The sequence below is a fragment of the Tenggerimyces flavus genome (assembly GCF_016907715.1).
GTDB lineage: Bacteria > Actinomycetota > Actinomycetes > Propionibacteriales > Actinopolymorphaceae > Tenggerimyces > Tenggerimyces flavus.
The window spans coordinates 1,247,163-1,269,950 of the sequence record NZ_JAFBCM010000001.1 but is presented as its reverse complement, the minus strand read 5'-3'; the positions used below and the strand labels follow the sequence as shown (position 1 = coordinate 1,269,950).

Sequence of the window (22,788 nt, the reverse complement as noted above, 5' to 3'; positions counted from 1 at the left end):
CCCGTGACGCAGGATGGTAGTCACGGAGGACTGAGGAGGACCTGTGTTCGCATCTCGACCAGCGTTGCGCTGGGTGGTTCCGGCTGGTGTCTTGGCGGCGACGTTCGCGATCGGCCTCGGCGGGTCGCTGTTGAACGCCGACGCGGCCGGCTCGCTGCCACCGAGGACGGCGGGCCAGCTGCTCGTCGACGTCCAGGAAGCCGCTGTCGACGGGTTCTCCGGCACCGTGGTCCAGCGGGCCGACCTCGGCATCCCCGCCCTGCCCTCCATTCAGGGCGGCGGTCCGATGGGCGGCGGCGACACCGAGCTGCAGTCCCTCGTGTCCGGCAGCCACACGTTGCGGGTCTGGTACGGCGGCCCGACGAAGACCCGGATCGCGCTCCTCGGCACGCTCGGCGAGTCCGACATCATCAACAACGGCCGCGACGTCTGGACCTGGTCCAGCCGGGAGAACGCCGCGACGCACATTCGCCTCCCTGCCTCGCCCGACAAGGCGAAAGACAAGCAGGACCTCCCGACCGACCTGCCGAAGACTCCGCAGGAGGCGGCCGAACGTACCCTCGCCGCGCTCGACCCGACCACCAAGGTCACCACGTCCGGCACCGGGCGGGTCGCCGGCCGCGACGTGTACGAGCTGATCCTCACCCCGCGCGACACGAGCTCGCTGGTCGGGCAGATCCGGCTCGCGCTCGACGGCGAGAACAAGATCCCGCTCCGCGTCCAGGTGTTCCCGAAGAGCTCCGGCGAGCCGGCGTTCGAGGTCGCGTTCACCCAGGTGAGCTTCGTCCAGCCGGGTGAGGAGCAGTTCACGTTCAAGCCGCCGGCGGGCGTCAAGGTCACCGAGGAGACCGCACCGTCCGACACTGGCAAGCGCGAGCACGCGACGCCCGAGAAGCCAGAGAAGCAGGGACCGCCGGACGGCATGCGGGTCATCGGCAAGGGCTGGACGTCGGTGCTGGTCGCGAAGACCGGATCGACTCCGAGCGCGAGCGGCGGCGACGGCCCCGAGGACGCGCTGGGTGGCTACCTGACCTCGCTCCCGCGGGCCAGTGGCTCCTGGGGCAGCGGCTACTTGTTGAAGGGCAAGCTGTTCACCGCCCTGCTCACCGACGACGGCCGCCTGGTCGCGGGCCTGGTGACGCCTGAGCGCCTGTACGCCGTGGCTGCCCAGAAGTGAGCACGACGACTCCAGAAGCGATCCGCAGCGAGGGACTCACCAAGCGGTTCCGGTCCGGACAGGTCGCGGTCAACGCCGTCGACCTGTCCGTTCCGCGTGGCGCGGTGTACGGGTTCCTCGGACCGAACGGATCCGGCAAGACCACCACGATCCGGATGCTGCTCGGGCTGATCCGCCCGACCGCCGGCAAGCACGAACTGCTCGACTGGCCGATGCCGTCGGGCGCCGGCCAGGCGCTGCCCCGGATCGGCTCGCTGGTCGAGGGGCCGGCGTTCCACCCGTACCTGAACGGGCTCGACAACCTCCGAAGGCTGGACGCGGGCGACCGTACGGCGGACCCGAGGACGAGCCGGAAGCGGATCGACGAGGCGCTCGAGCGCGTCGGCCTGTTGGCGGCCGCGAAGAAGCGGTACCGCGCGTACTCGCTCGGCATGCGGCAACGCCTCGCGCTCGCGTCGGTCCTGCTGCAGCCGCGCGAGCTGCTGATCCTGGACGAGCCGACCAACGGCCTCGACCCGCAGGGCACGCGCGAGGTGCGGTCGCTGATCTCCGACCTCGCCCGCGGCGGCGCGACCGTGATGCTGTCGACGCACCTGCTGGCCGAGGTCGAACAGATCTGCACCCACGTCGGCGTGATGCACGTCGGCAAGCTGGTCGCGCAGGCACCGCTCGCCGAGCTGCGAGCCGCCGCGGCGCCGCGCGTACGCGTCGAGTCGGATCGGCCGGACGAGGCGCTGGTGACGTTGCGCCGGTTCGGCCTCACCGGGCTGGAACGGATCGGACCGTCCGTCGTCATCGCGTTGCTGGGCGAGGCGCAGCCGGAGAAGCTGGTGCGCGGGCTGGTCGAGGACGACGTTCCGGTCCGCGGCTTCGCGATCGAGGCGCCGGACCTGGAGGAGCTGTTCGTGCAACTCACGGGGGAGGGCTTCGATGTCAGCGGCTGACGTGGCGACCGCGGAGCCCGTACGCGTACGTACGCGGCCGCCGAGCCCGCGGTTCTTCGTCTCCGAGCTGTGGCTGATCTTCGGCCGCCGGCGCAACTGGGCCGGCATGGCCGTGCTCGCCGCGGTGCCGATCATCATCGCGGTCGCGATGCGCCTCAGCAACGACGAGGGCGGCGGCACGTTCTTCGGCTCGATCACCGACAACGGGATGTTCGTCGCGCTCGCCGCGCTGAGCGTCGAGCTGCCACTGTTCCTGCCACTCGCGGTCGGCGCGATCTCCGGCGACGCGATCGCCGGCGAGGCCAACCTCGGCACGCTGCGCAACCTGCTCACCGTGCCCGTCCACCGCACCCGGCTGATCCTCACGAAGTACGCGGCGATCGTGGTGTTCGCGCTCGCCGCCGTCCTGCTGGTGCTCGTGGTCGGCACGCTGATCGGCCTGGCCTTGTTCGGTGGCGGGCCGGTGACGCTGCTGTCCGGGACGCAGGTCTCGCTCTGGGAGGGCCTGTTCCGCGTCCTGCTGGTCGCCCTCTACATGGCGGTCTGCCTGTCGGCCCTAGGCGCGATCGGCCTGTTCATCTCGACGCTGACCGAGCAACCGATCGGCGCCACGATCGCGGCGATGATCCTCACGATCGTCTCGCAGATCCTCGGCCAGATCCCGCAGCTGGACTGGCTGCACCCGTACCTGTTCACGCGCTACTGGCTCGCGTTCGGCGACCTGCTGACCGACCCGATCGCGACGTCGAGCGTCTGGCCGGGCCTTCAACTCTCGGCCGCGTACATCGCGATCTTCGTCGCCGCGTCCTGGGCCCGCTTCGCGTCGAGAGACGTCAGCAGCTGATGGCGCGCCGGTACGCGGACCTGCTCGCGGACCTCCGCACGGCGTACGACGGCGGCGCTTCTCAGCGCGACCAGCTGAGCAAGTACCCCTGGAAGGTCGAGGAACGCGCCGCCTTCCTCGCCCGACTGCGCGAGGCAGGATCCCAACGCCTGTTGGAGATCGGCGCGGGGACCGGGCAGGACAGCGTGTTCTTCACCGAGCACGGGCTCTCGGTCGTGGCGATCGACCTGTCGCCGGCCATGGTCGCCCGCTGCGTCGAGAAGGGCCTCGACGCGCGGGTGTTGGACTTCACCGGGCTGACGTCGGAGTTCCCGGCCGCCTCGTTCGACGCGGTGTGGTCGATGAACTGCCTGCAACACGTACCCACCGCCGACCTGCCCCCGATCGTCGCGCAGATCCGCGCGATGCTCCGCCCGGGCGGCCTCTTCTACTTCGGCTCCTGGGGCGGCGACGGCACCGAGGGCCTGTTGGAGGACGACTCCCACACCCCACCCCGCTTCTTCGCCTGGCGCACGCTGGCCCAACTCGAGAGCGCGCTCGCGGACTCGTTCACGGTCGTGGACACGCACACAGTGTTCCCGGGCACGCGCAACCCCTTCCACGCCCTGACCGCGCGCGCAAAGTGAAGTCGCGGTCAGGACGCCGTGGCGAAGCGGCGGTTGCGGAGTGGTCGTCGCTGGCGATCGATCCAGTCCGGGGGTAAGAACTCGGGTAATCCGTCTCGTGCGATGCGGACTTGCCACGCGCCTTGGTGGATGAGGCGGTGGTGGTAGCCGCAGAGCAGCACCCCGTTGTCCCGAGTAGTCGGACCGCCCTGGCTCCACGGGGTGAGGTGGTGAGCGTGACACCAACCAGGTGGGCGATCACACCCGGGGAACGCGCACCCGCCGTCACGGAGCTCGAGCAACCGGCGGAGCTTCCCTTGGAACAGCCGCTGTTGGGTGTCGGTCAGCAGTGTGACTCTGCCGGGCTGGTCCTCGGGCTTCACCAAGTAGTTGAGGTCCGCCTCGCACATCAGCTGGTCGACGAGTTTGCGCGAGAGTTCGATCCCGGTGTGCAGGGTCCGCCCGCCGGTGTTGGTGAGGGTGACGACGAGTTGGGTGGGGTTCCCGCCATGGGAAGGCACCAACCGCTCGGCCAGGAGTCGGCGGCAGGCCTCGTCCAAAGCATCCACATTGCGCTGCTCGGGGAACCGGGTGTCACGCCCGTCGGGTCCAGGCTGCGGCGCCGCCAACGGATCGAGAACCAGCTTGAGGCGCTCCCCGACCACCTTTGGCAGCCGGGCGGTGACCCGCCACGTCCCCGACGACTCGTCGAAGGACATACGCAGGAACCGGTCGCGTTCGGCGCTGGCCTCTTCCTGCTTGAGCTTCAGTTCCAGGACCTGGTCGGCAAGATCGGGAGCGACGACCTCCAACAGATGGTTCCCGACCTTCGACAAGACCTTCGGGTCGAAGGTGGCTGCGCTCTCTAACAGGGTGGCTTCGACCTCGGAGCGGAGTTCCGGGGTCGAGATCTGCGGCGGCAGCATCGTCACGACCCGCGAGATCACCCGCGCATGCGGAACAGAGATCTCGCCCTCAGCTAACGCCCGCGCGGTCGCAGGAAGCTCGGCGTCGAGGTGGCTGGCGAGCTTCACCATCGCACCCGCCTCAGCCGAAGGAACACGAAGGACGCCGGCAACCCACTGCGCGGTGTTCGCCGCACCCGCCGACACGGCGAGGTTCCGGGAGTCGGCCTCGCGGATCAGCTCGAGCCGGCGGGCTTCGTGCCGGTGGAGGGCGGCCTGGTTGTCGAGGAGTGCGGTGGCGAGTTGGTCATCGGTCATCGACCACGCCGACACCCCATCGGCGGTGTCGATGGTGTTCGAGCAGGTGGTCGATTCCATAGCACAATTCTACCAGCCGAATCGGCCTAATGCTCAACCCGGCAAGGGAAATCCCCGGCATCATCGCCACCACACGAAGCCGCGGGCTCCACCAGCGACGCGAGCACGGCAGCAGACGGAAAGGCAAGCAGGCCTTGCCCGGGGAACTGTTCCGGGGGGCGGGGGCGGCGCGTATGAAACTGGTGGCCGGACCGGGGCGAGTCAAGGGCCGCAAAGCGGTCGCGAAGCGACGCTGCCCGCCTGCGAAGCCGCCGCGGCGCCCTTGACGCGCCCCGGACCGGCCACCACACTCGACCGCCGCCACAGCCCGACCAGCTACTTCACCCAAGCACAGTTGGGCAAAGCAACAGGACGAGCAGAAGCACAGCATCGCCCCCAAGGGGCGATGGCGGAGAGGGGCGACTGTTGGTCGACAGGTCGAAGGGACGGGAGGGCGATGGCTGCCGGGATGGAACGCAGCAACGGCGGCACGCAACGTGGCGGCCGGGGGCGAGGTGGTGGCCGGGGACGAGGTGGCGACCTGTGGCCGGGATGAGGTGGCGACCTGTGGCCGGGGATGAGGTGGCGACCTGTGGCCGGGGATGAGGTGGCGGCCGGGGATGAGGTGGCGACCTGTGGCCGGGGGTGGGTGGCTACCGGCGGCCGGAGATGGGGCCGGCGACCGCGGTGAGGTGGCGACCGGCGCGGCGGCCGGAGATGGGGCCGGGGTGGCGGCCGTCCGGTGGACGAGCGGCACAGGAGCAGTAGCGGCGAGCACGAAGTGAACGACATTCGGCGGATTTTCGTTCTGCTCAGGTAGAGATGGGGGCCGCCAAAGCTGGGAGGAACTGTCGATGCTCCGTCGTCGCTACCTACTACCACTCGTCGCGTTGGCCGCCCTGGGCCTCGCCGTACCCACGACCGCCGCGAATGCCGCACCACAGCACGAGTCGCACCAAAGCTTCCCCAAAGAGTTTCCGCTGCCGAACGCGTTCCTGCCGGAAGGCATCGCGATCGGCCCCGGTGCCACCGCGTACTTCGGCTCGCGTGCCGACGGTGACGTCTACCGGGTCGACCTGCGGACGGGCCGCGGCAAGGTGTTCAGCCAGGGCCCGGGCACGCCGTCCATCGGGCTGAAGAGCGACGGGAAGCGCTGGCTGTTCATCGCCGGCGGGCCGGCGGGGAACGGTCGCGTCGTGGACCTCAGGTCCGGCAAGATCGTCGCGAGCTACCAGTTCACGACCGAGACCGCGACGTTCGTGAACGACGTCGTGCTCACGAAGGATGCCGCCTGGTTCACCGATTCCCAGCGGGCTGTCCTCTACAAGGTGCCGCTCCGGCACGGCAAGCTGCCGAAGCAGCGCGACGTCAAGACCCTGCCGCTGAGCGGCGACTACGTGCACACGCCCGGGTTCAACGCGAACGGCATCGCGCAGACGCCGGACCGCAAGGCGCTGCTGATCGTGCAGTCCAACACCGGGACGCTGTTCCGGGTCAACCCGAGGACTGGCGTCGCCACCACCGTCGACCTCGGCGGGGAGAGCGTGTCGGCCGGGGACGGGCTGCTCGTGCTCGACCGGACCCTGTACGTGGTGCGCAACCAGCTCAACCTGGTCGCGGTCTTCAAGCTGGACAAGTCCGGGCGCGAGGGCAAGCTGGTGAAGAACATCACCGACCCGCGCTTCGACATCCCGACGACGGTCGCGGCGTTCGGTCACCGGCTGTACCTGCCGAACGCCCGCTTCAACACCCCGCCCACGCCGGACACCACCTACAACGCGGTCGCGGTCCGTCGCTAACAGCAGTAGCCGACCCGGCCGGGGCCGTGGTCCTTTCGCTCCTGCCGTTCGGTCCGCACCCAACTGGCGACGTGGCCCTTCGGCCGGAGTGAAGGGGCCACGTTCAAAGCCCCGGCCACGTTGCGCGGAGCGCAACCATGACCCGGCCGGGGCCGTGGTCCTTTCGCTCCGGCCGTTCGGTCCGCACCCAACTGGCGACGTGGCCCTTCGGCCGGAGTGAAGGGGCCACGTTCAAAGCCCCGGCCACGTTGCGCGGAGCGCAACCATGACCCGGCCGGGGCCGTGGTCCTTTCGCTCCGGCCGTTCGGTCCGCACCCAACTGGCGACGTGGCCCTTCGCCGGAGTGAAGGGGCCACGTTCAAAGCCCCGGCCACGTTGCGCGGAGCGCAACCATGACACAGCCGGTACGTTAGCCCGCGTGCAAGCGGGGATCCAAAGACTGACCGGCCCCGGGCGGTGGTGGCGACTCGGTGTCGTCGTGCTCGCGTTCGCGGGACTGGCGTACGGCAGCACGATCGGCACCGACTACCACTTCCCGTTCGGGCCGCTGTCGCAGTACGCCGGGCGGATCGACTCCACCGGCGGCGAGGTCGTGTCGACGTACGTCACCGCCGAGGTCGAGATCCCCGCCCTCCAGGTCACAGAGCCGGGCGGCCCCGCGCCGGTGGCCGAGGTCGAGGTCCAGCTGAAGCAGACGAAGGTCGGCCTCGGGCGCGCGGACATCGAGGGCCACGTCGGCGACATCGTCAAGGATCCGTCGATGCTGCAGGCCCTCGCCCGAGCGCAACGCAAGCTGGAGCCGAACGCGATCCCGTTCAAGAAGCTGTTCCTCAAGCAGGACACCCAGCTCCTCGAGAACGGCAAGGCGATCGGCCCGATGTCCACGAAGGTCCTTGCCACGTGGGTGGTTCGCTGATGGGCGCGGCCGTACGGTGGTGGACCGCCCCGCTGCCGCTGGCCCGGATCGCCTTGCTGCGCGTGGGTTTGTACGCGTTCGCGCTCGTCGACATGACGCTGTTCGTCAACGACGTGATCCCGTACGGATACGCGCCGGAGTTCTACCGACCCCTGTTCATCGGGCAGCTCCTCCATCTCCCGACGCCCACCGAGACGCTCGTCCACGTCCTCCAGGCAGTGCTGATCGTGTCCGCGGTCGTCGCCGCCTCGGGGCGGCTGCCACGCATCGCGGGCTGGGTGGCCGGGCTCTCGTACACGTGGTGGGTCGTGATCTCGATGAGCTACGGGAAGGTCGACCACGACCATCTCGCGATCCTCATCGCGATGCTGGTGCTGCCGACGGTCGGGCGCGCTCCGTTCCGCTCGACGGCGAGTACGGAGGCCGCCGGCTGGGCGTTGCGGTGCATCCAGGTCGCGACGATCGCCACGTACTTCCTGTCGTCGATCGCGAAGATCCGCGCGCACCAGTGGACGTTCGGCTGGCCGAACAGCGCGATCCTCGCGTGGGCGATCATGCGCCGGCCGAATCCCGTCTCCACGCAGCTGCTGCAGTACCCGGCGCTGCTCGTCGTGCTGCAGTACATCTCGTTCACCGCCGAGCTGCTGTCGCCGGTCACGCTGTTCCTCAAGCGGCGCGCGTTGCTGCTGGCCGCGCTGTTCTGGCTCGGGTTCCACGCGATGACGTTCGCGCTGCTCGGCATCCACTTCCTGCCGACCGTCGTGTGCTGGTTGGCGTTCGCGCCGCTCGAACGGTTACTGCCGTTCGTGCACCGGCTCCTTCGGCGCGGCCGACCGGCGGCGGCACCAGCGGATGAGCAGCACGATGACGGTGAGCTGGACGAGCGGGGAGATCGTGTCGAGCAGGCGGGACTGGATGAACTGCAGCCACGCCGGCAGGACGATGGCGCGGCTGCCGGTGTACGCGGCGGCGAGGACCGAGGTCCGCAGCAGTAACAGCTTGTCGAGCTGCGTCGCGGCGACGGCGGCGAGCGGCGCCCAGGCGACGATGTCGTACCAGGGCAACGTGTAGTGCGTGAGCAGCACCCACGCGAGCCCGAGCACCGCGGCGGCGCGTACGGCGTCCGGCGTGGGATCGTCCGGCCCTGCAGGCGGCTTGATCGCCGCCGGGAGCGCGCGATGCAGCAGGATCGAGACGAGCACGATCGAGGTGATCGCGAGCAGCGCGACGACCGTACGCGCCAGTGGGATCGGCAGAATCGTCAAGTGGAGAAGGGAGAAGATCCATCTCCATGGCGTTCCGGTCGAGACGTACCCGACCGCCGCTGTGATCTGATGGAACGCCTCCGGCCCGGCGGTGACGTACGTTCCCACCAGCGCGAGCGCGGCGCCGGCGCAGAGCTCCGCCATCCTGCGCTTGGACTTGCGTAGACCCCACAACAGGGCAAGGCCGAACAGCCCGACGTTCAGCTTCACCGCGCCGCCGAGACCGAGCAGCAGGCCAGCGGCGAACGGCATCCGGCGCGCCACGACGAGCGCCGCGATCGCGAACACCACGGCCTGCGCGTCGTTGTGCGCGCCGCCGACGACTGCGAGCACGAGGACCGGGTTGGCGAGGATGAACAGCGTGGCGCGGGCGCGGTCCTTCGGGTCCTGTCCGGCGAGCACGATCGTGAGCAGGCCGACGCCGACGTACGCGAGCGCGTTGACGAGCTGCAGCCACATCACTGTCGCGTGCGTGGAGTCGCCGCCGAGGAACGACGAGCCCTGCTGCAGCCACGTCGCGATCGGACCATAGACGGAGGTCTTCTCCTGCCAGGGCGCCTCGGTGGCGTTGGCGATCGGGTCGTTGATCAGCCGGCTGAGGTCGGCGGGCGAGAGGACGTACGGGCTGCTGCCGAGCGCGGCGATCCGCCCGTACGCCGCGTACATGAGGATGTCGCCGGAACCCATCGGCGGCACCAGTGTGACCGCGACGATGCCGGCGATGCCCAGCTTCGCGAGGTGGCGCGGCTGCCAGCCGGCAGCGAGCGCCCGGAGCCCCTGGTAGATGCCGATGCCGCCGCACGCGATGGCGGCGACGATCAGGCTGATGATGATCGCCGGATGCGGGTGCGCGTCGATCCAGAACGGTGGATGCCAGCTCTGCCGCTGCGGCAGCGTGACCACCGCGATCGACGGACCGAGGAACCCGACGAGGAAGACCAGCGCGAAGCTGGTCGCGACCAGCACGATCGCGCGGCGGCCCTGCTCGTTCACTTCTGACCCTTGCCGATCACGGCCCTCGGGTTCAGGAGGATGCCGCGCTGGGCGAGGGCGCCGGCGACGTGCAGCCACTGCTTGCCGCGGTGCAGCTGGCCACGCCAGTCGCCGCCGGTGACGCGGTGGTGGAAGTCGACGGGGACCTCTTCGACGCGGAACCCTTTGCGGAGCAGGTCGATCGTGAGGCCGGTCTCGACGCCGAACCCGTACGCGAGTGGCCGCGCTGCCTCGAGCGCCCGCCTGGTGAGGCAGCGCTGGCCGGAGAGTGGGGCCTGGGCCTGCCAGCCGGTCGCGCGGGCGATGCCGTCGCGGGACAGCCGTACGACGAAGCCGTGCCCGCCGCCCTGGCCCGTCGACGGAAGGACGGCGATCGTCATGTCCACCTTGCCGTCGAGCACCGGGGCGACGAGTTCGCCGGCCGCGCTCGCGCTGTCCTCGAGGTCGGCGTCGAGGAACAGCAGGTGGCGTGGGCTCGTCCGTTCCTCGCGGGCGTCGATGGCCTGCACGGCCTGGCTGCCGGTCTCCATCGCGGCCGCCTTACCTCGGGGCCTCGCGTGGGAGACGACGATCGCGCCCGCGTTCTCGGCGAGCCGGGCCGTGTCGTCGCGCGACCCGTCGTCGACGACCAGCACGAGATCCACGCCGGCCACGTCCTTCGCGGCCCGTACGGTGGCGGCGATCCGCTCGGCCTCGTCCTTCGCGGGGATCACCGCGGCGACACGCGGAACGGGCACGGGAGCGGACACGGGACAGAGGTTATCGAGCGCGGCCGGCTACGGCTTCGGCGCCCGCTACCCTGCCCGAGTGCGCCAAGATCGGTTGACGACGTCCTTCCGGGGCGGCACGATCCTCACCGGCCCGCTGTCGAACCCCACCGCCGTCGAGGCCGTCACCGTCTCCGACAGCCGGGTGGTGGCCCTCGAGGCGGGTGGCGGGGAGGTCGTCGATCTGGGCGGCGGGTACCTGCTGCCGGCGTTCCGGGACGGGCACGCGCATCCGCTGTGGGGCGGGATGGAGCTCAACCGGCTGCCGTTGGGCCACTGCACGAGCGCCGCCGAGCTCGTGGCGGCTGTCGGTGCGTACGCCACTTCGAATCCGCAACTGTCGTGGGTGATTGGTGGTCCGTACGATCCCACGCTGCTGCCCGACGGGCTCGGCGACGCCTCGGTGCTCGACGCCGCCTGCCGCGAGCGGCCCGTCGTTCTGTACGCCGCCGATCACCACACGATGTGGGTCAACACGGCGGCGTTGGAGGCGGCCGGAATTACGCGGGAGACGCCGGATCCTCCACTGGGCAAGATCATTCGCTCTGCCGACGGGTCGCCGCGGGGCACGCTGCTGGAGTGGGACGCGCTCGCGCTGGTCGAACGGGTCATGCCGCAACCCAGCCTTGACGAGCACCTCCTCGCGCTCCAACGAGCCTGTGAGCATCTGGCCCGGCACGGGATCGTGTGGGCACAGGAGGCTGCGGCCAAGCCCGCCGAGGTGTTGGCGTACGCGGAGGCCGCGCGGCGTGGCGTTCTGACGTGTCGGTTCAACACGGCGTTCTGGGTCGACCCGGCTTCGTGGCGGGACCAGCGAGCAGAGTTTCTGCAATGCCGTAAGGAGATTTCCGACGTCGGCGCGTTCGTCACGGCTCGTACGGTGAAGTTCTTCGCCGACGGCGTGATCGAGCAGGGCACCGGGCATCTGCTCGCCGAGTACGACGACGAGCCCGGGTCGGTCGGGCTGCCGAACTTCTCCGCTTCGGAGCTGCGGGAGGCGGTCCGCGCCTTCGACGCCGACGGGTTCCAGATCCACATCCACGCGATCGGCGACGCGGCGATCCGCAGCTCGCTGGACGCTCTCGCGTACGCCGCTTCGCACAACGGGCCGTCTTCGCGGCGGCCGGTGATCGCGCACACGCAGCTGCTCGATCCCGCCGATCTGCCGCGCTTCGGTGAGCTCGGCGTGATCGCGAACTTCGAACCGTACTGGGCGAAACTCGACGAGCTGCAGGTCGAGCTGACGTTGCCGCGGATCGGTGTCGAGCGCGGTGATCGGCAGTATCCGATGGCGACGATCGCGCGGCTGGGTGGGCGGATCTCGTTCGGCAGCGACTGGCCGGTCTCGGAGGTGTCGCCGACGATCGGGTGCGCGGTGGCGGCGAGCCGGCAGCTGCACGACGGTACGCCGTCCGACGGCTGGGTGCCGGGCGAGCGCCTCGGGCTGATGGAGGCGCTCGCGGCGTACACGGCCGGGACGGCGTACCAGGCGTTCGACGACGACGCTGGCGAGATCTCGCTAGGTCAGCGGGCCGACTTCGTGCTACTCGACGTCGACCCGCGTACGGCCACGCCGGTCGAGCTCTGGGACGCCCGCGTCCTCGGGACCTGGCTCGGCGGGCGGCTCGTTCACTCGACGTGACGGCCAGACGAGCACGACGAGGCCGGCGAGCGCGAGGCCGGCGAACACCCAGATCGCGGTGGTGACGTCCGGCGCTTCCGGGCTGCCGAAGAGCAGGCTGCGCAGGCCTTCGCTGGAGAAGCGGAACGGGGTCCAGGACCAGAGCAGGACGCGGTAGGCGCTGTTGAGCAGCTCGGGGATCTGGCCCGCGACGGCGGGGGCCATCAGATACAGCGGGGCGAGGATCGCGAGAGCGCGGATGCCCAGCAGGCGTACGACACCGCCCTGGATCGCGGCGAAGCCGAACGCGACGAGGAGCAGGAAGCCCCACGTTCTCGCGTCCAGGTTGAGCGTGGAGTCCCAGAGCGCGACGAACCCGCCGGCCACGCCGGTCGCGACGACCGCGGCCGAGCTGACCTCGACCAGCCTGGCGCCGACGCCGGGCTTGCGGCCAGTGCGGGCTGCCATGAGGGCGAACGCGGCCGCCGCGACGAGACCGGCGATCCACAGCAGCGCACTCGCGGCGAGCGGCGCCGTCCTGCCCGCGGGGCTGGCCGGCTGCTCGGCGGCCTGAACGATCTCGACGGTCGGCGCCCCCCGCTGAGCGCTGGCGGCGGCGAGGCCCTGCGCGGCGCCGGTGAGGATCTGCTGCGCGAGCTGGGTGCCGGTCGGGTTGATCGCGCCGCTCGTACGGACGGTCGCCTTGCCCGGCTCGAGCTCGAGGACGCCGTAGACCTCCTTGTCGGCGAGCAGTTGGCGGGCCTCGTTGGGCGAGGTGAGCGTCCACTCGACGTCGTCGCCGCCTTGCGCGGTGAGCCGTTGCGCGAGCTGGGCGAGCTGCGGCTGGCTGGTGGCGATCGCGAGCGGGACGTCTTTGGGGGCGAGCGTCGCCTGGACGCCGAACGTGAGGAAGCCGAGCACGATCGCGACGAGCGCCCCGACCAGCGCGGCCAGAACCCCGACCGCCACCGGTCGTGGGGCATGCGAGGTAGCCATGGGTCGATCTCCTTGGAGTATTCATCAGGCGTTGAATTCTTGAGCCGAAAGTACTGCGACGCTCGACGGAAGTCAATGAGTGATGAATTCCCGAGTAGCGATGCCGGGCGACCTGGCCCTCGACGACCCCTCCTGCCCGTGATCATGAACGTGATCATGAAGCGGGACCGGCACATGCGACGGCTCAGCCTTCATGATCACGTTCATGATCACCCGCGCCATCCCGCATCACGACTGTGCCCGCGAAGGAGGCGTTCCGGTGAGGTCCGACGTCTCGGGAACGTGCGCGCGTCGGGGGCGGGGACTAGCGGAGGGTGACCTGGCGGCCGGCGAGGCCGGCGCGGGCGCGACGTTCGTCGGAGGTCAGCGGGCCGGTCACGGCGAGCGCGTCGCCCAGGCGGGCGGCGAACGTGGCGGCGGGTTCCTCGAGTGCGGCGGCCGGCGTCGAGGGCGGGAGCTCCCACACCGGCACCGTCAGTCCGTGCGCCCGGAAGGAGCCGACCATCCGGCTCCCCTCGATCAACGCCGACCCGCCGGCCGCGTGCAGCCGGGCGAAGGCGTCCATCACCGCGTCCTCCTCGTGCGGCAGCACCCAGCGCAGGTTCCACTTGTCGCCCGCGTGCACCCAGTACGCCGCGTCGACCGACGACAGCCGCACGGTCGGGTCGATCGCCGCGTTCACCCGTTCGACCGACGACGCGACGGCCGCGACCAGGTCGTCGTCGCCCTCCGGCACCAGGCCCGAGGACCAGTACGAGACGTCCGGATGCACCTCCACCGAGGGCGCGACTGACACGTCGAGCAAGTCCTGCAACCGCGGGGACGAAGAGTCGATCGGCACCTCGGGCACAGTCCCGGCCTTCGCGGCCAAGCCCGCCGCCAGAGCAGCGCCGAGGTCGCGGCTCGCGTCGCCACTCCCAGGAGTCGGCACCTGCGCCCCGAGGTAGACGGTCCCGTCCGGCGCCACCAACGAGGGCCAGGCGAGCGGCAAGACGGTCGCGACAAGCACCGACTGATCCGAGCCCGCCAACCGCAGCGGCGCCGTCGCGGCAGGGACGAACGTACGCAAGGCGACCCAGTCGCACTCACCGGCAAGACCTTCGAACGACCGCGCAGGCGGCAGGTCCCGGACCTCACGCGAAGCGCGGCCGTGGCACTGCTTGTAGCGCTTGCCCGACCCACAGGGGCACGGCTCGCGGAGCCCCACCACGGGCACCTGGTCGGAGGTCAGTTCGGGCCGCCGTCGCGGAGCACGCGCCTTCTTCGCCATTCGAGCGAGGGTAGGGCAGTCGGTTCAGTGACCGTTCCGCAGCCCGAGCCGTCCCATCGCGAGGACGGCGTACACCGTCGTCCCGCCGTCGTGGTGCTTCACGCCCCAGTCGACCGCGAGATCGCGAACGATGGACAGCCCGCGGCCGCCGAGCGCGGTCACCGGCGGATGCAGCTCGCGCGGGTTCGTCGGACCGCCGCCGTCGGCCACGCTGATCTCCAACCCGTCCGGGCCGGACGACCACGAGACCTGCAGCTGACCCGAGGCCAGGGGTCGGGCGTGCCGGAGGGCGTTCCCGATCAGCTCGCTGAGGACCAGCAGAGCGTCGTCGATCCGGTCCGCCGAGACGTGCGCTCGACGCAGATCCATGGCAAGGCGCCGCCTCGCCCTCGGAACGCTGGCCACCTCGAACGGCAATGCCAGCACCGAGGGGGCGGACGACCCACCAACCACAGCCACAGGCACGCCTACTCCTTCACTGACTCGGTCCGCGCCTTCCCCATCGAGCGTCTCAAGTTCGCGCGTTGACCTGACGCATTGCTTCCCTGAGATGGCAGGACAAAAACCTAGCTCGGGCGACAGCATTCGGCGCCCGGTAGTCTCGCCGCTGTGAAGCGGGGAACGATGAGAGCTGCCGGCCTCCTGGCCGCCCTCTTCGCGACGCTGCTCGGACCCGCTCCGGCCGCGTTCGCGGACACTTCCGCGCCTGTGTGCGACAACCAGTTCGGTTCCGCGCCTGTGACGACCGTTCCGTGGCAGCAGAAGCGGCTCCAGTTCGAGCGCGCCTGGCCGTTCTCGGACGGCCGCCGGTCGACGGTCGCGGTCGTCGACACCGGCGTCGACCTGCGGAATCCGCAGCTGAAGGGCATGCGGCTCGGCGGAGGTCACAACTTCGTTACGACTGACGCCGTGCCCGCTTCGCGGGACTGCGACGGGCACGGCACGTTCGTCGCGGGCATCATCAGCGCGCAGCCGGTGCAGGGCACCCCGTTCCTGGGCGTCGCGCCGCTCGCCCGGATCATGCCGGTGCGGTTCACCGAGGGCGTCGACAAGGCCTCGGTGACGGTGCTCGCCAAGGCGATCCGGTGGGCCGTCGACCACAACGCGAACATCATCAACGTGTCGTCGGTCACCCACGGCGACAACGACACGCTCCGCCAGGCCGTGGAGTACGCGCTCGCCCGCGACGTCGTGATCGTCGCGGCCGCGGGCAACGACGGCGAGCAGGGCAACGCGATCAGCTATCCGGCGGCCTACCCCGGCGTCATCGCGGTCGGCGCGACGGACCAGAAGGGTGAGCTGGCCGGGTTCTCCACGTCCTCGTTCCAGATCTCGGTGGCGGCGCCGGGCGCCTCGGTGGTGAGTACCGCTCCGGACACCGGGCATGCCACGGAGAGCGGTACGAGCTTCGCCGCGCCGTTCGTCTCCGGCGTCGCGGCGCTGGTCCGTTCGGCGTACCCGAACCTCTCCGCCGCCGAGGTCAAGCGGCGGCTCGAGGTCACCGCGGACCATCCCGGCGGCAACCTGCCCGACTCGAAGCTGGGGTGGGGCGTGGTGAACCCGTACGAAGCGGTCACCGCGATCGTGCCCTCGGAGGGCCTCCAGCCGACCAAGCGGGCGACCGCGCCGATCCCGCCCATCGCCGGACCGGCCGAGACCGACCAGCGGCCGATCCGCATCGCGCTGATCGCGTTCGGCGGCGCGGCGGCGTTCACGTTGGTCGCACTGATCGCCGTGACGACGTACAAGCGCGGTCAGAAGCGACGCTGGCAGCCGGGGATGGCGTCGACCCCAGTGGACGATCTCTAGCGGCCAACTTGGCCGTCGGCATTGTTGCGGTGGGTTGGCAGGCCAACAATGCGGCGATGGGGCACAACAGCAGAAGGCTCGGCACCATCGCACTCGTCCTGGCGCTCGCGGTCGTCGGTCTTCCGGCCTTCGCGTCGGGCTCCTCCGGATCGTACGTCGCCGATCGCGACACCAAGATCCACATCATGGGCGAGTGGGCCCACCCCGACGACGACACCAGCATCATCGGGCCGTGCGGTGTCTGGCATGACCGCTATGGCGTGAAATGCGGCGTGATCATGGTGACCCGCGGCGAGGGCGGCGGGAACGCGGTGGGCACCGAGCTCGGCCCCGCTCTCGGCCTGCGCCGGGAGAACGAGGACCGCATCGCGCACTACCGGTCCGGAACGGTCGACATCTTCAACCTCGACCGGATCGACTTCTTCTACAACCAGAGCGCGCCGCTGACGCAGTACTTCTGGGACGAAGAGGAGACGCTCCGCCGGGTGACGCGGGTGATTCGGACGACGCAGCCCGAGATCTACATCGGCTTCACGCCGACGCTCAACGCCGGGCACGGCAACCACCAGCAGGCGGGGCGGCTGATCTGGGAGGGCGTGCTCGCGGCAGCGGATCCCTCGCGCTTCCCCGAGCAGCTGCGCGGGCCTGGCGCGTTGAGTACGTGGCAGGTCAAGAAGGTCTTCTCCGGCGGCAACACGGCGGGAACGGGCGGTACGACCGACGCCGCCCACTGCACGACCGGATTCGTCCCGGCCGCCGACAACCTCGACGCGGTCGTGGGCGTGTGGACGGGGTACCCGTCACCGTACCGCTGGCCGGCGGGCAACCTGCAGGGTGTCGCCGCGGGGACGCCGAAGTCGTGGAGCCAGGTCACGAGCGAGGGTCGGGCGGCCTATCCGACGCAGTCGCGGGTGATGTTCAAGGGCGCGGCGGCTCCGACGTGTTCGCGGTTCGGGATGACGCAGTCGTTCGTGCCGTTCCAGCCGAACGTTTCGCCTTCTGGGGTTGCGAATCCGCTGGCTGGTCAGGATGACGCGGTGCTGTTCGGCGCGGTGCGTGCCGATCCGGGTGGGCTGCCGAAGGGCACCTTGGAGTACCTGACGTTCTCCCGCTTCGACAACGTGGCGGGCGCACCGTTCGAGGCTGTGGTGCATCTGCGTTCGGGCTCGGGTTCGCTGCGGCCGGGCAAGGTGGCCTTGACAGTGCCCGCGGGGTGGTCGGTGGACGGGCCGAAGAAGGTCGGCGAGGTGTCCGCCAAGCGCGAGACGCTGGTGCGCTTCACGGTGACGCCGTCGGCCTCAGCCGCGGCGAACGCGAACGCGCGGATCTCGGCGCGGTACACGACCGGGTCGCGATCGGGCTACACGGACAACGTGGTGCGGATCGTGTCGCCGACCGAAGGACGCTTCCAGCGTTGGGGAAACTGGGCGGAGTACGACGCGTGGCTGTCGTCCGTGGCGCCGCAAGCCGCGCGGCTCGGCCGGTCGTCCGCCGCGCAGTCGGTGGTGGTCGGCGGGACGGTGTCGGTCCCGGTCGTGGTGCACAACTGGTCGACGGTCGCGCAGTCCGGAACGGTGTCGCTGGCGGTGCCGGCCGGCTTCACGGCGGACGCTACGTCCAAGCCGTACGCCTCTTTGGCCGCCGGGGCGGAGACCGTGGTCACGTTCTCGTTGACGAACACCGACACTGCGCTGCCGGCGACACAGACCGTCGCGGTGCCGATCACGACGACGTACTCCGCGCCGGCAGGGTCGGGCTCGGAGACGCTGACCCTGTCGATCGTTCCGTCGACGTCGATCGCGAACGCGTCGACAGCGCCAGTGGTCGACGGGGTCGAGTCGCCGGGTGAGTACACCGGTCCGACGTTGGACATCGGGCGCATCTGGCAGAACCCGGGTGGCTGCACGGGCATCGACGACTGTGGTGTCGGCGGCAACACGGCACGGGTGAGCTGGACCGACGATGCCCTGTACTTCTTCGTCAACGTGCGGGACGACTACCAGTCGTACGCGGTGACGCCGGAGGAGTGCATCGGGCACTGGCAGGCGGACTCGGTGGAGATCCTGCTCGACCCGCGCGGTGACTCGTCGGCGCGGCTGAAGGACACGGCGACGACGTTCAAGCTGGGCGTGTTCCCGTACACGAACGATCCGACGAACCGCAACGGGAACGGGAACGGCGCGAACGGGCCGTGCTGGTCGCGTGACGCCGACAACCACCAGGGGTACTCGACCGGACCGCTGGCGTCGACGGTGTCGGACGCGCCGAACGCGCCGGGCGTCCAGGTGGCGTCGACGGCTCAGTGGGTCGGCTCGAACTCGACGACGGTACCGCACGCGTACGCCGGTGGCGGGTACTCGATCGAGGTGAAGATTCCCCTTGCTGTGTTGCCGTCCGCGGTCGATCCGGCGCGGCTGGGACTGAACATCACGCCGTACGACAACGACAACACCGCGGCCGAGGGCACGACCGAGTTGCGGCACATCGACGCGAGCACGCGGCTCGCCTGGTCGGCGTTCGGGTCGGTGCAGTCGGATCCGTACCGATGGGGCCTGGCGTCGCTGCCGGGCTACACGCCGCCCGCGGACCGGCCGGTCGAGCCGTCGCCGCCGAACGTGTCGTCGCCGAACCTGAACGGCGCGTTGTCGCCGCAGACGATCGCGCAGTCGGCGCGCAATGACGTGCCGATCTCCGGTCGGGTGCCGGTCTCGCCTGGGTCGCGGGTGCGGGTTTCGTCCGTACGGCTTGGGAGTTCGTCGTTGTCGTTCACCCTGCACGGGTCGCGCGCGGGTGGGACGGCGCGAACGTTCCTGTGGGCCGGTTCGTTGGGCTTGGGCGCGATTCCGGTGTATCTGACGTCGTGCTCGCTCGCGGCGGATCTGCCGCCGGACTACGGGTTGACGCCGTGCGCGGTGACGGACGGCGGGATCCCGGTGTGGTCGCCGGACCAGAGCGGCCATGTGGTGTCGTCGTTGTCGCAGCCGGTGCGGTCCGGCGAGAAGCGCGTAACGGTGCCGTTGTCGCCGGCACAGCGGGCGAAACTGAAGGCGGACGGCTGGCTGTTGCTGTCGTACGAGACGGCTTCGGACCAGGTCCAGGCGGTGGCCGTGCGGTTGGCTCGATGAGCCCGACGATCCGACCGACATCGCTGCCGGACGAGGTGGACGTAGGGCGTGGCGTGGCGTGGTCGCCTTACCCGGCCAGTGCCCGCTCTACCTGGCGTCCACCCCACGTAAAGGGGCCAATGAGCCTTTTTCATCCTGGTCGGGTCATGAGTGCGTGGATGGCTTTGGCGATGGTGCCGGTTTTGCGTGGGCAGCTGCGATGGCGGTGCAGGATGCGCCAGTGTTTGAAGGGTGCGAAGCCGTGTTCGCAGCGGGCGCGGATGGAGGCCAGGGCTCGGTTGGCGTCGCGGTAGGCGGGTGCGAGGGTTCGGGTCTTGGGGCGTTTGTAGCCGGTGAGTACGCGGGGGCTGTCGGAGCCGGTGTAGCCGAGGTCGCAGAGCAGGGTGAGTTCTGCGCGTTCGCACATGTCGATGACGCCGTGGGTGCGGGCGGCGTGGAGATCTTGGACCGAGCCGGGTAGTCCGTCGGAGATCCACACCAGCTGGCCGTGGGGGTTGACGAGGGCTTGCAGGTTGACGGTGTGGCGTTTGTGTTTGCCGGAGAAGTACAGCCGGTTCAGGTCCGCACGCCGGGCTGTTTCGCGGGCGGCGTCAGCGGCTGGGTTGAGCACTCTCCCGGCTTGTCGGGCGCGTCGTTGCCGTTCGGCTTTGGCTCTGGCCTGGGCTTTGGCGGCGCTGCCGGTCCAGGCCGAGGCTCGGTGCGGGTCGGGCACTCCACGGACCCGGTCGATCGGCACCGCGGTGCCATCGGCGAACGCGAAGTTCGACCCCGACCAGGCCAGCTGCCAGCACGCCTCGACCAGTGTGGGTGCCTGATCGGCGAGCAGCCGGACCGCTTCCTGGATATAGCGCCACGCCGTTGCCACGCCGATCCCGAACCCGGCCGCCAACGCCTCGTATGTCTCGTTCTTGCGCAGATACGCCAACACCAGCAACGCCTGCCGGCCCGGCGACAGCTTGCGCCACCTCGACCCGATCCGCTGGCGATGAGCCCGCAGCAGCTTCGCCAGATAGCACAGCTGGACGGTGGACAGACCCGGAAGGGTGGCAGGATATCTCAGCATGAGGCCCTCTTCGGCTTGAAGTTGATCTTGGCGATCGCACTTCTACCGAAGAGGGCCTCACCACACCCGCCACCACGCCGCCACGATGAAAAAGGCTCAATGACCATGTTTACATGATCATTGGCCCTCGGCGGGGCCGGACCGGTCGAACCCACCGCCGGACGAAAGATCGAGCCTAAGGCGCAGCGGCCGAAATCTAAGGTGCGGCGACCGTGGTGGGCGGTCGTCGGCCGGCGCACAGTCGTGCTGAGGTATCGCGGACAGAGGCCACAACCGGGGGTGGGACAGCGACGTGCAGCCGGATCCGCGACCAGGGAGACGGGTGCGGAGATGTCGGGCGGCAACGTGCGTTGGGGACGGCAGGGGATCGTGGAGCGGCACACCCGTCCGGTGTGCCGAGGAGCGGCGATCCGACCACGTACGGACCCGCCCGCCGTGGTCGTCCAGGTCATCGGCCCGCTGACCGTCGTGCTCGCCGGTCAGGTCCGGCCGCCCGCGGAGGTGGGCAGCCGGAAGGGCCGGACCCTGCTCGCGCTGCTCGCGGTCGAGCGCGGGTGCGTCGTCGGGGTCGACCGGCTGGTCGACGTCGTGTGGGAGGACCGGCCGCCACGGCGGCCGGAAGCCTCGGCCGCGACGCTGGTGAGCCGGCTGCGCGGGGTGCTCGGGCAGTTCGCCGTGGTCGGTGGTCGCAGCGGGTACCGGCTGGGCGAACGGGTTCAGGTCGACCTCTACGAGGTGGTCCGGCTGGTCACCCGTTCGGAGGCGGCGCTGGCCGTGGGCGATCCCGCACACGCGCTCCAGCCGGCGCGGTCGGCGTTGCGTTCCTTGCAGCGTGGGCTGGTGCTCTCCGACCAGGGCTGCGCGGACTGGGCCGAGCCGGCGCGAGCGTTCCACGGTGAGCTCTGCCGGAGGGCGCGGCACGCGGTGGCGGGCGCGGCCTGTGCGGTCGGCGATGTACGGCTCGCGCAGTCCACGGCGATGTCGGCGCTGGTGGTCGACCCGCTCGACGAGACGGCGTGCCGGTTGCTGATGCGCGCACACGCCCGCGCGGGTGAACCAGCGCGGGCGTTGCGTGCGTACGAGAAGTTCCGGCAGTCCCTCGCCGCGGACCTCGGGGTGGACCCGGCGTCGGTGACGAGGGAGCTGCATCTGGCGATCTTGCGGTCGTAGGACCCTACGAGGCGTGCGTGACCTTGAGCGTCAGCGTGTAGTCGCCGTCGCCGTCGGTGAACCGGCGGGTGACGTTGAACGACTGGCCGACGCTCGGGATCTGCTTCTGCACCACGTCGCGGGTGAACACGAACGTCTGGTCGGCGATGTGGTCGTCGTCCATGAAGCCGAGCAGCCACTGCACGACGCCGCCGACGCCGGCGACGACGGCCGCCACCCAGGCGGCCACACCGGTCGCCGCAAGGATGCCCGCCGCTGCCGCGAACGCCGCCGCGACACCCTTGCGGACCTCCTCCTTGTTGCCCTCGTCGTGCTCCCACAGGGCGACGAGCGAGCCGACCTCGCCCTCGGGCAGCGTCTGGGCGGAGCAGTTCTGGCCCCAGATGCAGCCCTCGCCGGAGGCGAACGTGCGGGACTCGCCGTTGTCGACGTCGCTGAACTCCTGGCTGCGCGTCGTGACCGCGGTGTTGTTGCCCAGCGAGCCGAAGATCCAGTACGGCTCGTTCGACGGCCCGAACACGCTGTCGGTCTGCCGGTCGTTGCAGCGGAACGAGGTCGCCTTGATCGTGTAGCGCCCGTTCGCCGGCGCGACCGCCGACTCGGTGGCGACCATCATCTCGGCGCCGGTCTCGCTCAGGACGGAGCGGCTGATGCTCGGGAAGTCGCGCAGGCTGGCACGGCCCGCGTGGATCCCGTGCACGTCGATGTGGTTGACGTTCCGCTGCGTCAAGACGCGCTTGACGATGCCGTCGGCGTCGCGCTCGAGGTCCTTGAGCGCGTACGCCTTGGTGGCGGTGTCGAGCCGGGCGTAGGCCTGCGGGAAGATCTCGTCCCGCACCTGCTGGCTGAGGCCCTTGGCGAGCTTGCCCTGCTCCTTGAGCTTGGCGTCGGTGTAGCCGTTCTTGCGGTACGCGTCGACGATCGTCTGGTCGAGGTCGGTCAGCTTCTCGTTGTCGGCCAGCTTGGCGAACGCCTTGAGCGTGAGCGCGAGCATCCAGTTGCGCTCCTTGTTCGCCGCCAGCTTCCGCCGTACCGTCGCTCCTCGTCCCTGCTTCTGGACGATGGAGTTGAGGATCTGCTCGGGTGACCGTGCGGTCATGGTGCCCACCCCTTCGAGGGTTTCGAGGTATCTGCTTGGTCAGCAGGGTGGGCGCACAGATTT

Annotated in this window: 18 protein-coding genes and 2 pseudogenes; 11 read left to right on the top strand and 9 right to left on the bottom strand. The window is 70.1% G+C overall.

The window, feature by feature from the left end; all coding sequences use genetic code 11:
- The first annotated feature begins 43 nt into the window (after positions 1-43).
- Genes JOD67_RS05985 through JOD67_RS05970 form a run of 4 tightly spaced genes read left to right on the top strand, consistent with a single transcriptional unit; the run spans position 44 to position 3,591 of the window.
- Positions 44-1,177 (top strand): LolA family protein, encoded by a 1,134-nt coding sequence (locus tag JOD67_RS05985; RefSeq protein ID WP_205116080.1) that lies wholly within the window; start codon positions 44-46, stop codon positions 1,175-1,177.
- A complete protein-coding gene (locus tag JOD67_RS05980) occupies positions 1,174-2,121 on the top strand; it encodes an ABC transporter ATP-binding protein (RefSeq protein ID WP_205116077.1) in 948 nt (315 codons plus the stop codon). Before JOD67_RS05985 ends, JOD67_RS05980 begins: the two co-directional genes overlap by 4 nt.
- The gene (locus tag JOD67_RS05975) at positions 2,108-2,965 is read left to right on the top strand and encodes an ABC transporter permease (protein ID WP_205116075.1); all 858 of its coding nucleotides are present in this window, start codon (positions 2,108-2,110) and stop codon (positions 2,963-2,965) included. Before JOD67_RS05980 ends, JOD67_RS05975 begins: the two co-directional genes overlap by 14 nt.
- Positions 2,965-3,591: a class I SAM-dependent methyltransferase gene (locus JOD67_RS05970; protein WP_205116073.1), complete on the top strand. Its 627-nt coding sequence runs from the start codon at positions 2,965-2,967 to the stop codon at positions 3,589-3,591. Before JOD67_RS05975 ends, JOD67_RS05970 begins: the two co-directional genes overlap by 1 nt.
- An 8-nt stretch (positions 3,592-3,599) precedes the next feature.
- Here the strand turns inward: JOD67_RS05970 and JOD67_RS05965 are convergent, their stop codons facing one another.
- Positions 3,600-4,853 (bottom strand): HNH endonuclease signature motif containing protein, encoded by a 1,254-nt coding sequence (locus JOD67_RS05965; protein WP_205116070.1) that lies wholly within the window; start codon positions 4,851-4,853, stop codon positions 3,600-3,602.
- Positions 4,854-5,686: 833 nt separating this feature from the next.
- Here JOD67_RS05965 and JOD67_RS05960 point away from each other — a divergent pair.
- The 3 genes from JOD67_RS05960 to JOD67_RS39875 all read left to right on the top strand — a co-directional run bounded on the left by JOD67_RS05960 (position 5,687) and on the right by JOD67_RS39875 (position 8,542).
- Complete coding sequence (locus tag JOD67_RS05960) at positions 5,687-6,631, top strand: SMP-30/gluconolactonase/LRE family protein (protein WP_205116068.1); 945 nt, start codon at positions 5,687-5,689, stop codon at positions 6,629-6,631.
- 418 nt (positions 6,632-7,049) lie between these two features.
- Positions 7,050-7,547, top strand: coding sequence for a hypothetical protein (locus JOD67_RS05955; protein ID WP_205116066.1), 498 nt, complete (start codon positions 7,050-7,052; stop codon positions 7,545-7,547).
- Positions 7,532-8,542 carry an HTTM domain-containing protein gene (locus JOD67_RS39875; protein WP_372442321.1) on the top strand — a complete coding sequence of 337 codons (1,011 nt, stop codon included), beginning with the start codon at positions 7,532-7,534 and terminating at the stop codon, positions 8,540-8,542. The genes JOD67_RS05955 and JOD67_RS39875 overlap by 16 nt, the downstream gene beginning before the upstream one ends.
- Positions 8,543-8,731: 189 nt before the next feature.
- On the opposite strand, the pseudogene mptB reads toward JOD67_RS39875, so the two are convergent.
- Positions 8,732-9,715, bottom strand: a pseudogene (gene mptB, locus JOD67_RS41720) (polyprenol phosphomannose-dependent alpha 1,6 mannosyltransferase MptB); the annotation flags it as partial.
- Positions 9,716-9,801: 86 nt separating this feature from the next.
- Complete coding sequence (locus tag JOD67_RS05945) at positions 9,802-10,554, bottom strand: glycosyltransferase family 2 protein (RefSeq protein ID WP_205116063.1); 753 nt, start codon at positions 10,552-10,554, stop codon at positions 9,802-9,804.
- A gap of 58 nt (positions 10,555-10,612) precedes the next feature.
- Here JOD67_RS05945 and JOD67_RS05940 point away from each other — a divergent pair, with 58 nt between their 5' ends.
- Positions 10,613-12,214, top strand: a complete 1,602-nt coding sequence (locus JOD67_RS05940; protein ID WP_205116062.1) for an amidohydrolase — start codon at positions 10,613-10,615, stop codon at positions 12,212-12,214.
- On the opposite strand, the gene JOD67_RS05935 is transcribed toward JOD67_RS05940, so the two are convergent.
- From JOD67_RS05935 to JOD67_RS41055, 3 genes are all read right to left on the bottom strand, one after another.
- Complete coding sequence (locus JOD67_RS05935; RefSeq protein ID WP_205116061.1) at positions 12,116-13,189, bottom strand: ABC transporter permease; 1,074 nt, start codon at positions 13,187-13,189, stop codon at positions 12,116-12,118. The two genes, JOD67_RS05940 and JOD67_RS05935, sit on opposite strands and share 99 nt — an antisense overlap.
- A 304-nt stretch (positions 13,190-13,493) precedes the next feature.
- Positions 13,494-14,459 carry a DUF5926 family protein gene (locus JOD67_RS05930; protein ID WP_205116060.1) on the bottom strand — a complete coding sequence of 322 codons (966 nt, stop codon included), beginning with the start codon at positions 14,457-14,459 and terminating at the stop codon, positions 13,494-13,496.
- A 24-nt stretch (positions 14,460-14,483) separates the two neighbouring features.
- Positions 14,484-15,044 (bottom strand): ATP-binding protein, encoded by a 561-nt coding sequence (locus tag JOD67_RS41055; RefSeq protein ID WP_275577051.1) that lies wholly within the window; start codon positions 15,042-15,044, stop codon positions 14,484-14,486.
- 39 nt (positions 15,045-15,083) lie between these two features.
- On the opposite strand from JOD67_RS41055, the gene mycP reads away from it, so the two are divergent.
- Together mycP and JOD67_RS05915 are read left to right on the top strand one after the other, a co-directional pair.
- Positions 15,084-16,268: a type VII secretion-associated serine protease mycosin gene (gene mycP / locus JOD67_RS05920; protein ID WP_205116057.1), complete on the top strand. Its 1,185-nt coding sequence runs from the start codon at positions 15,084-15,086 to the stop codon at positions 16,266-16,268.
- A 56-nt stretch (positions 16,269-16,324) separates the two neighbouring features.
- Positions 16,325-19,393 carry a PIG-L family deacetylase gene (locus tag JOD67_RS05915; protein ID WP_205116051.1) on the top strand — a complete coding sequence of 1,023 codons (3,069 nt, stop codon included), beginning with the start codon at positions 16,325-16,327 and terminating at the stop codon, positions 19,391-19,393.
- A gap of 130 nt (positions 19,394-19,523) precedes the next feature.
- On the opposite strand, the gene JOD67_RS39870 is transcribed toward JOD67_RS05915, so the two are convergent.
- Together JOD67_RS39870 and JOD67_RS39865 are read right to left on the bottom strand one after the other, a co-directional pair.
- Positions 19,524-20,105 (bottom strand): transposase family protein, encoded by a 582-nt coding sequence (locus tag JOD67_RS39870; RefSeq protein ID WP_372442361.1) that lies wholly within the window; start codon positions 20,103-20,105, stop codon positions 19,524-19,526.
- Between the two features lie 6 nt (positions 20,106-20,111).
- Positions 20,112-20,456 (bottom strand): annotated as a pseudogene (locus JOD67_RS39865) (helix-turn-helix domain-containing protein); the annotation flags it as partial.
- A gap of 330 nt (positions 20,457-20,786) precedes the next feature.
- On the opposite strand from JOD67_RS39865, the gene JOD67_RS05905 reads away from it, so the two are divergent.
- Positions 20,787-21,626, top strand: coding sequence for an AfsR/SARP family transcriptional regulator (locus JOD67_RS05905; RefSeq protein ID WP_205116048.1), 840 nt, complete (start codon positions 20,787-20,789; stop codon positions 21,624-21,626).
- Positions 21,627-21,630: 4 nt separating this feature from the next.
- Here the strand turns inward: JOD67_RS05905 and JOD67_RS05900 are convergent, their stop codons facing one another.
- Positions 21,631-22,725 carry a hypothetical protein gene (locus tag JOD67_RS05900; RefSeq protein ID WP_205116047.1) on the bottom strand — a complete coding sequence of 365 codons (1,095 nt, stop codon included), beginning with the start codon at positions 22,723-22,725 and terminating at the stop codon, positions 21,631-21,633.
- Between the last annotated feature and the right edge of the window lie 63 nt (positions 22,726-22,788).

Coding starts and splice junctions, on each gene's coding strand:
- JOD67_RS05975 (WP_205116075.1), top strand. CDS start 2,108: ATGTCAGCGGCTGACGTGGCGACCGCGGAGCCCGTACGCGTACGTACG.
- JOD67_RS05970 (WP_205116073.1), top strand. CDS start 2,965: ATGGCGCGCCGGTACGCGGACCTGCTCGCGGACCTCCGCACGGCGTAC.
- JOD67_RS05965 (WP_205116070.1), bottom strand. CDS start 4,853: ATGGAATCGACCACCTGCTCGAACACCATCGACACCGCCGATGGGGTG.
- JOD67_RS05960 (WP_205116068.1), top strand. CDS start 5,687: ATGCTCCGTCGTCGCTACCTACTACCACTCGTCGCGTTGGCCGCCCTG.
- JOD67_RS05935 (WP_205116061.1), bottom strand. CDS start 13,189: ATGGCTACCTCGCATGCCCCACGACCGGTGGCGGTCGGGGTTCTGGCC.
- JOD67_RS05930 (WP_205116060.1), bottom strand. CDS start 14,459: ATGGCGAAGAAGGCGCGTGCTCCGCGACGGCGGCCCGAACTGACCTCC.
- JOD67_RS41055 (WP_275577051.1), bottom strand. CDS start 15,044: ATGCTGTCGCCCGAGCTAGGTTTTTGTCCTGCCATCTCAGGGAAGCAA.
- mycP (WP_205116057.1), top strand. CDS start 15,084: ATGAGAGCTGCCGGCCTCCTGGCCGCCCTCTTCGCGACGCTGCTCGGA.
- JOD67_RS05915 (WP_205116051.1), top strand. CDS start 16,325: ATGGGGCACAACAGCAGAAGGCTCGGCACCATCGCACTCGTCCTGGCG.
- JOD67_RS05905 (WP_205116048.1), top strand. CDS start 20,787: ATGTCGGGCGGCAACGTGCGTTGGGGACGGCAGGGGATCGTGGAGCGG.
- JOD67_RS05900 (WP_205116047.1), bottom strand. CDS start 22,725: ATGACCGCACGGTCACCCGAGCAGATCCTCAACTCCATCGTCCAGAAG.